This window comes from Aeromonas sp. s5 (assembly GCF_040907865.1).
Lineage (GTDB): Bacteria > Pseudomonadota > Gammaproteobacteria > Enterobacterales > Aeromonadaceae > Aeromonas > Aeromonas dhakensis.
Genome location: NZ_JBFOCO010000016.1, coordinates 35,889 through 48,469, shown reverse-complemented (window position 1 = coordinate 48,469; position 12,581 = coordinate 35,889). Strand labels below are relative to the sequence as shown.

The window sequence follows — 12,581 nt, the reverse complement described above, 5'->3', positions numbered from 1 at the left end:
GCCACCACCTTCGCACCAGATTGATTGATGCGGGCCTCGAGCAGAAATATATACGGGACAACCAATCGCCAGATCATATCACCTGAGGCGCAACACCATATTTCAGACAGGGTGACACCAGCGCCACTCAATATCATATTCAGAAAAATAAATATTAATTTGGCACGCGGTACCAAAAACAGCGTCTCAATATTTAATCCTGTCTCTGGCGTGATGCTGCTTTTGATTGTCATCGTTGTGCAGCCCCATATCGTGTCGCAACCAGTCTGGCATATTCTCCTGCTTGAATGTGCGGGTCTTGTCGGCCCTTCTGGTCAATATTTTCATGATCGATTCGATCAGATTGCTTCCTGCCGTTTCCATGATAACCTCGCCTTGATTTCGCCGTTTGATTGGACGTCGAGTGTTATTAATCCGGGCCAGGAAGGCCAACGATGAAAGCTAACCAGACACATAAGCGCAAGTTATACATCGCCCAGATCGGCGCCCTGCACACCTTCGAGGCGGCGGCCCGCCACGGCAGCTACTCCCGCGCCGCCGAGGAGCTGTTCATCACCCAGGCGGCGGTCAGCCAGCAGATCCGGGGGCTGGAGCAGAGTCTGGGGGTCAAGCTGTTTGTCCGCGAGGGGCGCAACATGCGCCTGACCGAACGGGGTGCACGCCTGCTCCCCTGGGTCAGCCAGGGCATGGCGGCGTTCGAGCAGGGCATGGCCGCCCTCGAGTGTGAACCGCTGGCAGGGGTGCTGAACGTCACCGTCATCCCCTCCTTCGCCAGCCGCTGGCTGATGCCGAGGCTCTGGCGCTTCGTCGAACGCCACCCCGAGGTCGAAGTGCGCCTCAACGCCAACCCCCAGGTGCAACCCATAGGCCGGGGTGGCATGGATCTGGCGATCCGCTACTGCAACCGGGTCGACCCCGAGCTGAGCTCCTGCCTGCTGATCCGGGAGTGCGTCTTTCCGGTCTGCTCGCCGGCCCTGGCCGAGCGGCTGCAGCGTATCGAGGATCTCTACGACACCGTCATCGTCTCCGGGCCCGACTACGCCGGAGTCTCGTGGGAGAAGTGGCTGCAGGAGTCTGGCTATCGGCTCGACCTGAGCCGGATCAAGCGCTTCGAGGTCAACAACAACAGCCTGGCGATCGACATGGTGCTCTCCGGCAAGGGGGTCGCCCTGAGCCGCAACGTGCTGGCGGGGGATCTGATCGCCAGCGGCCTGCTGACCCGCCTCTTCACCAAGAGCTACAACCCCGACAACGACTACCACCTGATCTGGGATCCCGACTCCCCCCGACTGACCCGGATCCGCTGCTTTACCGACTGGCTCAAGGAGGAGGTCGCCCAGGGCCCCGGCTGCCAACCGGATATGCAGGCCGAACCATAAGCCAGAGGCGGTTGGGGGGTGTGGATATTCGGCACTCGAATCTCTGGCTTGCCGAAACCCCGGCCAAGGGAGCCTCCAATTAGGTGATCGTCGGATTACACGACCATCCGGTTACGCGATTGTCCGATTACGCGACCGTCCGATTACGCTTCGCTAATCGAACCTACAAATGCCGGATAATCCCGTGGTGCGAAAGATATAAAATGATGCCCAGCCTCCTTTCTCCCGTTTATTAAAAAGGAGGAGAAGGGTTGGGGATGAGGGGAAGGAAAAAGAGATTTCGCGGTAAACGTTGGGCTTCGCTACGCTCAGCCACAACCTACATAATCGGTAGGTTGGTGCTGAGCCTGCGAAGCCCAACATACGAGATATGCTAAAGCTTAGGAAGAAAATGCTCTCTCAATATTTTCAAAACTGCATCATCAGAACCAGCCACATGCCTTATTTCACTCGGTCCGAAAACAACAATATTAAATTTCTTTTTATTTGCTTCTTTAGTCCTTTCAATGCGAGTAATGGACTCATCAGAAAGACGTCCAGTTGTCCACAACTCAAAATTAGGAATGCCGCTGTTTGCATTAATTACTTCTAGTCTCTGTAAATGCTCTCTGACTCGTTTAATTCTAACATCTAGCCATTTATTTATTTCTTCGTTACTCACAAAAGAACCTGGTTTCATGGCTTTACACTCGATGATTCTTGGTTCACCGACCTGAGGAACTACATAAAAATCAACCTCGGCCTTTTTTCCATTATTGTCTCTGAACATTCTATTAAGATAGACATTGCCATTAGTAGAATTTCTTATTATGTGGCTGACAAGCATTTCAAAAAATGCGCCTCGCATATTACCCATAGCACCTTCGAGACTGCCTAGCCTTGTGATCACTTCATCAAAAGCTTTACTTTCAATCTCTCCTGTAGCTGATTTTTTAGTAATATCGATTAAAGATATGAATGCTTCGGCTATATCTTTGCCAAAAAGACTTTCTGGTGTTGCTGGTATAACACCTTTTTCTTTGAGTTTTTTTAGTGCTTCTTTTTCATAGCTAAGGGCAACAAAAATATAAATAACCTTATTTATTTTCTTTAATGCTTGCAGTGAATTTATTTTATTTAAAAATGGCTCTATATGATTGATCCCTACACTTTCTGAAAATAAAACATCACAAACAACAAAGCCAGGGTTAGGCTTTTCTTGCTTATTCCAATCAACTAATGGTGCTAAGTAACTAGGTGATGAAAGATCCAAAAAAAATGGTCCCACCATTGGCGGGATCTTGATATCAGATCTTGTTTTAATACAATCAAAACTTGCTATAGATAACCTACGGAGCCACTCTTTTATAGCGCCAATAAATATCTCTTCAGCAAGTAACCTTGCACGAACAGAAACTATTTCCAACTCTTTCAATTCATTGTTGTCATATAAATCCTTGGTAAGGATGCACTCCCCTATGCCATCCACTTCGTCTTTTACAAAAATCTTCGCACTAAGCATTCTTTCCAATACACCAAGTGCACTAATTTTTTTCTGCTGAGCTTTTGGTGAGCCACAAACGGTATAAAAATGATCGATAGGAACAATGCCCCTAGCCTGTACAGCCCCCAGAGCTAAAGCGTACGCACCTTTCTGGCTATAAATTGCTTTAAACAAATGTCCCCAGAACATAGGAGAACCATAATCTTGTTCTAAATATGTAAAACGAGTCCCTCTAGAAAATGTTAAATATGCGAGCTGTTTTACTCGATTACTTGATCGCCTGATCCGTTGGCGAGCAGCTTCGTGTGTTAATCCATGCTTCTCTACAAGGTATGCGGCCAAATCACTGCTCAGACAAGGACCAAGATTCTTATACGAAAGTGCATCTTCAATCACGACCTTCCTCCCTGTGAGACATGTCACGCTGCGCTATTTATAAAACAAAAATACATGCTGCCATCCACAAAAAGCGCATCGAGACAACACCCATTAAAAATCAATGCCTTAAGTGTCAAAAATGACAGACACCATTACCTCACGTCACGGTTATAAAACATACAGCTCATTGCCACAGCACTGTTGGTCCAATTAGCACTGCGTAACGGGTCAACGGCAACGCCCTTCACCGCCGTACCATCGCTCACTCCCCCAACCTCTCCGCCAACCCTGAATAACGCTCGGTCTTTTTCCGCACCGCTTGGGCCAGCAGGGCGCGATCGCCGTAGAGATCGAGCCGTGCCTTGGCGCGGGTGATGCCGGTATAGACCAGCTCGCGGGTCAGCAAGGGGCTGGGGCTGTCGGGCAGCACCAGCACGGTATGGGCAAACTCCGATCCCTGGGATTTGTGGATGGTCATGGCATAGACTGTCTCGTGGGGCGGCAAGCGGCTGGGCAAAAGCGCCCGCAGGGTGCCGTCCGGCTGCTCGAACCAGACCTTGAGTCGCCCACTTTCATCGGGCAGGCAGAGCCCCATATCGCCGTTGTAGAGGCCGACCCCGTGGTCGTTGCGCACCACCATCACCGGGCGACCGGCATACCAGTCGCCATCGCGGGCGATCAGAGCGGCCCGTGACAGGGCCAGTTCGAGGCGCTCGTTGAGCCCCTCGACGCCAAACGGGCCATCGCGCAGGGCGCAGAGGATCTGGAAGCCGTTGAATGCCTTGAACACGGCGGCGGGCACTTCCCCCGCGCGGGCCGCCTTCAGATAGCTGCCATAACCGGCCGCCCCCTGGGCAATCAACTCGTCGTAGGCCTCCCCCGCCCAGGGGTGCAGGCTGATATCGCCAAATCCCATGCCCCAGACCGATTCCACCGCCGCCGCATCGCCGCCGTTGCAGGCGCGCGCCAGCTGGCCGATGCCCGAATGCTGATCGAAGCGCCAGCTCTTGGAGAGCAAACAGAGGCTGTCGCGCACCGGGGCCCCTGCAGGCGTGCCCTGCAGGCGATAGCCGGTCTGGCGGGAGAGCCAATCCGCCTGGGCGGGGCTGATGCCCTGTTCGATAAAGCTGCAGATGTCGCCGAGCACGGCCCCCGCCTCCACCGAGGCGAGCTGATCCTTGTCGCCGAGCAGGATGAGGCGAGCGTGGCTCGGCAGCGCATCGAGCAGGCGCGCCATCATCGGCAGGTCGACCATGGAGGCCTCATCCACCACCAGCAGGTCGAGGTGCAGCGGGTTGCCTTTGTGGTGGCGGAACTGGCTGCGCCCCGGGATCACCCCGAGCAGCCGGTGCAGAGTGCCCGCCTCGGTGGGGATGGCCTCCACCCACTCGGGGGGCAGATCCAGCGCCTGCAGGGCAGAGCCGATACTCTCGGTCAGACGCGCCGCCGCCTTGCCGGTGGGGGCCACCAGCCGAATCGCCGGTGCCTTGCCCGATTGCAGACCAGTCTCCACCAGAATGGCCAAGAGCTTGGCGACCGTCGTGGTCTTGCCGGTGCCGGGGCCGCCGGAAATGACCGCAAAGGGGCGCGCCGCCGCAGTGGCCGCCGCCAGCTTCTGGCCGTTGCAGCAGAGCGCCTCGGGCACCAGTGCATCCAGTTTGCTCAGGTCGTTTGCGGCCTGGGCGCTGGCCAGCAACGCCTCGATGGCGGGCCACTCCACCTCGCTTGGGAACACCAGATCCAGGTACTTCTCGATAAAGTGGCGGGCCGAGAAGTCGGGGGCGAGGCGGGCCTTGAGCAGGGCTGCGAACACCAGGCCGTAGTCGCGGGCAAAGAGGCGCGACAGGGCCGGGGCAATCTCCGGCCATTCGGCGCGCTCGCTCAAGGCACGCAGATGGCGGGCCACCCCCTGCTCGTGATCGTGGTAGCGGGTGAGGTAAAGACGCCCGTGCCAGAGCCGCAGCGGCCAGCGGGGGGCTTCCCCCTCATCCTGTTCGCCGCCAACCAGCGGGCTGGCCGCAAACAGGGCGGGCCAGCTCGCAGGATCCGCCAGATCGGCTAGCAGATCCCGGCCCTGATCCGGATCCAGCCCGAACGGGCGCAAGGATCCGGCAGATAACATCTCCAGCGGCAGGCAGACGTGGCCGCGCCCCAGCTCGAAGCAGGCGAGCGCCGCCCCCAGCACCAGCTCGGGGCCGCCACCCAGATCGGCCACCAGCTTGGCAAATTGCAGATCCAGCTGGCGGATGCGCCCCGCCAGCGCCAGGGCCTTGAGCCGTTCGATCATGATTGCGCTCTTCATGCTTCTACCCCGTTATCTGAAACTTGTGCGAGGGCGGGCGTAACCCCCTCGCTAAACAGCCGATCCAGCCCCAGCACCAGCTCGCGGCTGGGGCGGGTATGGAAGATCCCCCCCTGCGGCATGCCGCGCAGGAACAGATAGAAGACGCCGCCAAAGTGCTGGTCGAAGTCGTAACCCGGCAGACGCAGGGCGAGCAGCCGGTGCAGCGCCAGGGAGTAGAGCTGGTATTGCAGATCGTAGCGATGCTCCACCATGGCCTGCTCCAGCGCCGGCCGGCTGTAGTCGGCCGGGCTCATGCCGAGGTGGTTGGATTTGTAGTCGAGCAGATACCAGCGCCCCTGCCACTCGAACACCAGGTCGATAAAGCCCTTGAGCATCCCCTGCACTGTGGCAAAACTAAGCGGCTTGTTGCCCCGCGACAGCGGGTCGTGCTGCTGGCAGAGCGCGGTCAGCGCAGGGGCCGTCACCCGCCCCATGGGCAGGAAAAACTCCAGCTCCACCTGCTTGCGCTCGGGGGCCAGATCCCGCAGCCGCACCGGCTCGCCAAAGCCGGTTTCAAGTGGCGTATCCAGCACCGCCTCCACCTGCTGTTGCAGCACTTGGGCCCAGCTCTCGTCGAAGCCATCCTGCGCCAGCAGGGTAGCGATATGCTGTGCCAGCGGCTCGCCTGCGGCACTCTCAAAGTCGATGGTCTCGAACAGGCTGTGCAGCAAGGTGCCGGGGCGCGCCCCCTTCGGGAAGGTGAAGATGGAGGGCTGGGGCGCCTGCACTGGCTCTTCGGCAGCCAGCGCGGCCGTCTCGGTGACCACCTCGTCATCGAAGCCGGGATTGGCCAGCACCCCCTTGCTGTGGCCGTGGCCCTGGGCCGCGAGACCAGAGTAGGAGCTGATCCACCAGTCCCGCTCAAGGGTGCCGCCAAAGCGGCGCACCTGGGGCTCGCCCAGTTGCTCCTCTTCTGGTGGGAGCGGGGCCGGGCGGGTGAGCGAGGGCTCACCGACGGCCACCCCGGGCAGATCCTGGGCAAGCGCACTGAGGGCGGTGGCCAGGGTCGCGGCGTCCCCCTCTTCGCCCTTTTGCAACAGGTAGCCGATGGCGGTCTGGTGCAGGTCGGTCTTCGCCGACTTGCCGTTGCCGGAGCGCACCGGCGCCAGCCCCAGCCAGGTGGCGTAGACCCCCCGGGTCAGCGCCACATAGAGCAGGCGCAGATCCTCGGCGAGGCGCTCCTTGTCGGCCTCCGCCAGAGACTCCTCGGCGCCGGAGAGATCGAGGATGGTGCGATTGCCCGCCTCATCGGCCTCGTGATAGAGGGGGGTGTCGGCGCTGCGGTGGCTGCAGATAAAGGGGAGGAAGACCAGCGGGTACTCCAGCCCCTTGGATTTGTGGATGGTGACGATCTGCACCAGCTTGCGCTCGGACTCCAGGCGAAGTATCTGCTCCGCATCCTGGCCGCTCTGGCGGTTCACCGCCTCCCCCAGCCAGCGCAGCAGGGCGTATTCGCCGTCCAGCTCGCTGCTCACCTGCTGCAAGAGCTCCCCCAGATGGAGGAAGTTGGTCAGCCGCCGCTCACCGTAGGGGCTCGCCAAAAGCGAAGAGGCGAGATTGCGCCGGTGCAGCAGGGCCCGCAGCATGGCCAGCACACCGCGCTTGTGCCAGACCTTGCGGTACTCCATAAACTCCTGCACCGCGCTCTCCCACGCCCGTTCGTCACTGGCAAGCTCGTCGAGGGCCTTGGCGTCGAGATCGAACAGGCCGGTGGCGAGCGCCGCCCGCAAACTTCTCTCCTCGCTCGGGTTCTGGCAGGCGTGCAGGATCAGCAGGATCTCCCGCGCCTCCACCTGTTCCAGCACGCTCTCGCGATTCGACAGATAAACCGAGGCGATGGCGAGGCGTGCCAGCTCCTGCTGCACCAGCTTGCCCTCGGCGCCGGTGCGCACCAGCACGGCGATATCCCCGGCCTTGACCGGCGTCTCGCCGATCAGCGCCTTGCCCTCGCGGGCCAGAGTCAGCAGGCGGTGGATCTCCGCCGCCGTGGCGCGGGCCATCTTGCTCTGGTAATCCCCCCGGTTGAAGGTGGGCTGGCCGCTCAGCTGCCAGCAGTGCAGCACGGGGGCGGTTTCGCCCTCCAGCAACAGCGCCTTGCTCTTGCCCTGCGCCTCCACCGGCAGGAAGGGGATATCCGCCTCGTAGATAAAGGGATCCTTGGCCCGCTCGAACAGACCGTTGACCGCCGCCACCAGGGCGCCGCTGGAGCGCCAGTTGCGCCCCAGGGTATAGTGGGCGCTCACATTTCGCCGCGCCTGAATGTAGGTGAAGATGTCGGCACCGCGAAAGCCGTAGATGGCCTGCTTGGGGTCACCGATCATCAGCAGCGCCGTGTCTTTATGGCCGCCGTAAAGACGGTGGAAGATGCGGTACTGCTGGGGGTCTGTATCCTGGAATTCATCGATCATGGCGACCCGGTAGGTGGCGCGAATGCGCTCGCACAGCCGCTCGCCAAGGCTAGAACCCAGCGCCCCGTCGAGGTCTTTGAGCAGATCGTCGAACGAGAGTTGATGAGCCTGGCGCTTGCTCGCCTGCATCCGGCTGCGCACCACCACGGCGGCCCGCTGCAGGATAAGATCCCGGATGCCTGGGCGGCTCGCCAGCAGCGCGTCGATCTCGTTGAACAGCGGCAGGGTGGGCAGCTCGCCCCCCTTCTTGAGGTTCGCCTCCAGCACCGTCTGGCCGAAGCGCTCCAGCTCCTTGGGAATGGCGTAGCCGCTGGCCTCGTCTTGTGCCCAGTCGGCTATCTTGGCGAGCCACCCCTCGTAGTTCTTGCCGGTGTAGCGGCTGATCTGGCCATCGGTCTGGCGGCGGATCTCGTCCACCTGCGCCAGCCAGCCCTCCTTCACCGCTGCGATACGGGCCATGGCAGCCTGATGGCGGGCAGCCAGGGTCTCGTCCCCCGCCGGTGGGCGCATCTCCAGTTCGCTGTTGTCGAGCCAACTGCCCATCTCCCGCAGCAGGGCGGCGGGGCTCGGCCAGAGCGCGCGCACGGCGCTGGCGAGGGCTTTATCCACCGGATAGAACTCGGATCGCCAGTAGTCGCTCACCGCCTGCAGCCTGAGCTGGCTGTCGTCGGTGAGAAATTCGGTTTCGAAGAGGGCGCCCGACTCAAAAGCGTTCTGTTTCAGCATCCGCTGGCAGAAGCCGTGGATGGTGAAGACGGCCGCCTCGTCCATCTGCCGTTCGGCGGCCAGCAGGCGACGGGCCGCCAGCTCGTGATCCTCCACCTCCTCCAGCAGCTGGGCCAGCAGGGCATCGCCGCTTTGCCCGCGCATAAAGGCGAGGCGCGCCTCGTGGATGCGACCGCGGATCCGCCCGCGCAGCTCGGCGGTGGCCGCCTCGGTAAAGGTCACCACCAGGATCTCGGTCACCGACAGGGGCCGCTCGTGGGCGCTGGGCTGACCGGCGTCTTCCCCTTCTTCAATGAGCGGGCCGTGGCCCAGCAAGAGGCGCAGATAGAGGCCGGCGATGGTGTAGGTCTTGCCGGTGCCGGCAGAGGCCTCGATCAGCCGCTCGCCATGGAGGGGAAAACGCAGGGTATTGAGCGGATTGGCCATTATTGCAACTCCTCCAGCGCCTTGATCAGCGGGGTCAGGTGTTCGCGGGCCAGCGCCTGCAGCTGGGCCAGCACCTCGTCATCGAGTTCCGGGAAGCAGCGGGCGACGTAGACGTCCTGCCCCTCCCCCGTCACCATGTAGCCGCCGTTGAAGCGGGCGAGGGCCGCCTTGTCGGCGGCCTCCGGTTTCTCCGGATCCTTCTCGATCCCCTTGATCCACTCCCAGGCGGTGCTGGGGAAGAACGGCAGCGGCCGCTTCATCCCCTGCATCCAGAGCGCCACCAACGCCGCCAACTTGGGCCGAGCCTCGTCAGCCGCAAGCCTAGCCAGCCGCAGGCTCTGCTTGGCGTCGAACAGCAGGGTGTCGCCGGGGGCATCACTCAGGGAGAGGCAAAGGTGCTGGATCCAGCCCAGCAGCAGATCCTTGCCGTTGAAGCTGCCGGGTTTGATCACCAGCAAGCGCCCCTTCTGGGTGTCGATCCACCCCTGCAACTGGCCCTGTGTCAGGGAGATATCGATCTCCACCGCCTGTTTGTCCGCCTCATTGACCGCCACCCAGGGACGCAGGCGCGCCGCCAGCTTGCCCATCTCGGCGTCCAGATCGTCCAGCAGCAGGCTGCCGAACCAGCCCTGGGGCAGCAGGCCGGAGAGCTGCAGGCGATGGCGACGCTCCTCGCTCTCCCCCTGTGCCAGATGGGCGTCGAGCAGCAACGCCTTGAGCTGGTAGTGCTGCAGGCCGTCCAGCTCGAACGGTTCGCTGTCCTCGATCTCGGCCTCGTCCAGCTCGAACCACACCTTGAGGCGGCGGTTGAGGAAATACTTCGCGGGCTGGCGATAGAAGCGCAGCAGCTCCGCCAGCTCCAACCCCTGCTCTTTCCCCCATTCGGGGGGCAGCGGCAGCTCGCCGCTCTGGAAGTTGGCGGCCCCGCGCTGCGGGCTCAGGGCCGGCAGCCAGTCGGCGGCATAGGTGAAGAGGCCGGAATGTGCCTCTGGATAGAAGTAGCTGCGGCTGTAGGGGGTGAGCGGGTGTTCGACGATCAGGTGTTCGAGTAGCCGCTTGCCGGACGTCTCGTCATCGAGCGCCTCATCCCCCGCCAGCACGAAGCCCTGACGCACATAGTCGATGAGTTCGGCCAGCAGCACGGAGGGCACCTTCTCGCTGTTGTCCTGGGCGCTGAAGCCCTGATAGCTGATATAGAGCCCCTGTTGGGCACTCAGCAGCGCCTCGAGGAAGAGGTAGCGGTCGTCGTCGCGACGGGAACGATCCCCGCGCCGGCCGGCCACCGCCATCAGGTCGAACCCCATGGGGGGCAGGGTGCGCGGGTAGACGCCGTCGTTCATGCCGAGCAGGCAGACCTGCTTGAAGGGGATGGAGCGCATCGGCATCAGGGTGCAGAAGTTGACCTGACCGGCGAGGAAGCGCTGGCTGGAGCGGGACTCCCCCAGCACGCTGCCGAGGTAATCCTGCAGCAGGTCGGCACTGATGGGCTGTTCGAAGCGCGCCTCGCCAAGCTGGGCGAGCCAGTCCGCCAGCTGGCTGCGAATAAGCTGCAGCTGGCGCTCTTCATCCTCGTCGGCCAGATAGAAGCGCTCCAGCAGTTCGTTGAGGCAGGCGATCCACTCGGGCAGCGGCTGCGCCTGTTGCAGGCGGGGCAGAAATTCCGCCAGGGAGTCGACGAACCAGGCGAGCTTGCCGAGGGCCAGCCCCTGCTGCCCTTCGATATCGGCATAGGGCAGGATGCCAGCCACCGGCTCGCCATCCCCCATGGCAAAACCGAGCAGCATGCGGCGCAGGCCGAACAGCCAGCTGTTGCCAGAGAGGCGCGGCAGATCGAAGCGCTCCGGGTAGCCGTCATCCAGCCCCCAGCGGATGCCGGTCTCCTGCACCCAGCGCCGCAACTGGTTGAACTCGTCGTCATCGAGCTCGAAGCGGCGCAGCACGGCGGGCACCTCGAGGATGGCGAGCAGCTCGCCGGCCCCCAGCCGGGCGTTGGGGAGTCTGAGCAGGGCGAGGAAGCTCTGCAGCAGCGGGCTCTCCTGGCTCGCCGCCCGATCGGACACCGCGAAGGGGATCTGGCCCCGCGCGCCAAATACCGCCTGAATGTAGGGGCCATAGCTGTTCACATCCGGCATCATCACCACCACGTCTTTCGGGGTGAGAGAGGGGTCCTGCTCGAACAGCGCCAGCAGCCGGTCGTGCAGCACTTCGAGCTCGCGCATCGGGCCGTGACAGACGTGGATCTGCAGGGATCCATCCGCCGGGCTGATGGGGCTCTTGTGGTGGCTGGCATCGAGGCTGAATTCGCCGGCCCCCCGTTCGGCCAGCTCCAGCACATCCTGCTGGATGGCGCGCAACAAGCTGGTGTCGTCGATATCGACGAAGGCCTCGATTTGCGGCACCTCCAGCTCCATCAGCTGGTGCAGGTAGTCGCGCCCCAGCTTGCCCATGGAGGCGAGCAGCGGGTTGGCGGGGCCCTGCAGGGTATCGCGATCGGTGCCGGGCTTGAGCTTGTTCTCGAGGCGCGCCAGGGTCTTGCGATCGAGCAGATCACCCCAGTAGTAGCGGCAGGGGTTGGTGACGAAGAGGTGCACCTCCACCTCGTCCCGGCTGCCGAGGGCCAGCAGCGCCTCCACGTAGCGCGGCGGCAGCGCCGAGATGCCGAACACGAAGACCCGTTGGGGCAGTTTGCCCGGCAGATCGGCGGTGCGTTCCAGCTCGTGGATAAACTCCTCGTAGAGGTTGGCGCGGTGGTAGCCGCTGGGGGCCAGCGCCAGGGTGCGGGCCACCAGCTCGCGCCACAGCTCCGGCTGCCAATCCTGACCGCTCACCCCGACCAGCTCCTGACTCAATCCCTCCCCCTGTTCCCAGCGGGCGATCCAGTCCGGCCGGTAGACCAGATACTGGTCGAACAGATCCGCCACCTTCTGGCAGAGCTGCCACAGCCGTACCTGCTCGGGATCCTGCAATGACTCCGCGTCATCCCCGCCCAGATAGGCGGCCAGCGGCGCAAAGGCGGGGCGGTCGAGCAGGGCGGGCAAGATGGTCATCAGCTGCCAGCTCATGGCGCCCTTGTTGTAGGGGCTCTGGCGCGGCACGTCCGCCAGCACCCGGGTGAACATCTCCCAGATAAAGCTGGCGGGCAGCGGAAAGTCGATATTGGCGGCAATGCCGAAGGCCTTGGCCAGCTCCAGCTTGAGCCACTGGGCCATGCCCGGGCTCTGCACCAGGATCTGCTCGCGCTCGAAAGGGTGAGCGAGGGGGGTCTGCCGGATGCGGCTCACCAGCAACTCTTTGAGCAGATCCAGCTGATTGGAGTGGTAGAGGGTAAACATGGGCAATTCCCGCCAGTGCAAAGAGGGGTCAGCGCGGGAAAACCTCAAGGATCCCCGTCACGTCACAGGTATCGGGATTGTCGGGGATCGGGGGATAAGATGCAA

At 61.8% G+C, this 12,581-nt stretch carries 6 protein-coding genes; 2 read left to right on the top strand and 4 right to left on the bottom strand.

All coding sequences use genetic code 11. The annotated features are described in order from the left end of the window. The first annotated feature begins 159 nt into the window (after window positions 1-159). Together AB5Y94_RS10550 and AB5Y94_RS10545 are read left to right on the top strand one after the other, a co-directional pair. Window positions 160-438, top strand: a complete 279-nt coding sequence (locus AB5Y94_RS10550) for a hypothetical protein (protein ID WP_368205472.1) — start codon at window positions 160-162, stop codon at window positions 436-438. Continuing rightward, window positions 435-1,379 carry a LysR substrate-binding domain-containing protein gene (locus AB5Y94_RS10545; RefSeq protein ID WP_019838615.1) on the top strand — a complete coding sequence of 315 codons (945 nt, stop codon included), beginning with the start codon at window positions 435-437 and terminating at the stop codon, window positions 1,377-1,379. Before AB5Y94_RS10550 ends, AB5Y94_RS10545 begins: the two co-directional genes overlap by 4 nt. Window positions 1,380-1,752: 373 nt before the next feature. Here AB5Y94_RS10545 and AB5Y94_RS10540 read toward each other — a convergent pair whose 3' ends face one another. The 4 genes from AB5Y94_RS10540 to recC all read right to left on the bottom strand — a co-directional run bounded on the left by AB5Y94_RS10540 (window position 1,753) and on the right by recC (window position 12,476). Beyond that, window positions 1,753-3,258, bottom strand: a complete 1,506-nt coding sequence (locus tag AB5Y94_RS10540; protein WP_368205471.1) for a hypothetical protein — start codon at window positions 3,256-3,258, stop codon at window positions 1,753-1,755. 244 nt (window positions 3,259-3,502) lie between these two features. Beyond that, window positions 3,503-5,542, bottom strand: a complete 2,040-nt coding sequence (gene recD / locus AB5Y94_RS10535; protein WP_368205470.1) for an exodeoxyribonuclease V subunit alpha — start codon at window positions 5,540-5,542, stop codon at window positions 3,503-3,505. Further along, the gene (gene recB / locus AB5Y94_RS10530) at window positions 5,539-9,144 is read right to left on the bottom strand and encodes an exodeoxyribonuclease V subunit beta (RefSeq protein ID WP_368205469.1); all 3,606 of its coding nucleotides are present in this window, start codon (window positions 9,142-9,144) and stop codon (window positions 5,539-5,541) included. Before recB ends, recD begins: the two co-directional genes overlap by 4 nt. Beyond that, window positions 9,144-12,476 carry an exodeoxyribonuclease V subunit gamma gene (gene recC, locus AB5Y94_RS10525; RefSeq protein ID WP_368205468.1) on the bottom strand — a complete coding sequence of 1,111 codons (3,333 nt, stop codon included), beginning with the start codon at window positions 12,474-12,476 and terminating at the stop codon, window positions 9,144-9,146. The genes recB and recC overlap by 1 nt, the downstream gene beginning before the upstream one ends. Window positions 12,477-12,581: the final 105 nt, after the last annotated feature.

Coding starts and splice junctions, on each gene's coding strand:
- AB5Y94_RS10545 (WP_019838615.1), top strand. CDS start 435: ATGAAAGCTAACCAGACACATAAGCGCAAGTTATACATCGCCCAGATC.
- recD (WP_368205470.1), bottom strand. CDS start 5,542: ATGAAGAGCGCAATCATGATCGAACGGCTCAAGGCCCTGGCGCTGGCG.
- recB (WP_368205469.1), bottom strand. CDS start 9,144: ATGGCCAATCCGCTCAATACCCTGCGTTTTCCCCTCCATGGCGAGCGG.
- recC (WP_368205468.1), bottom strand. CDS start 12,476: ATGTTTACCCTCTACCACTCCAATCAGCTGGATCTGCTCAAAGAGTTG.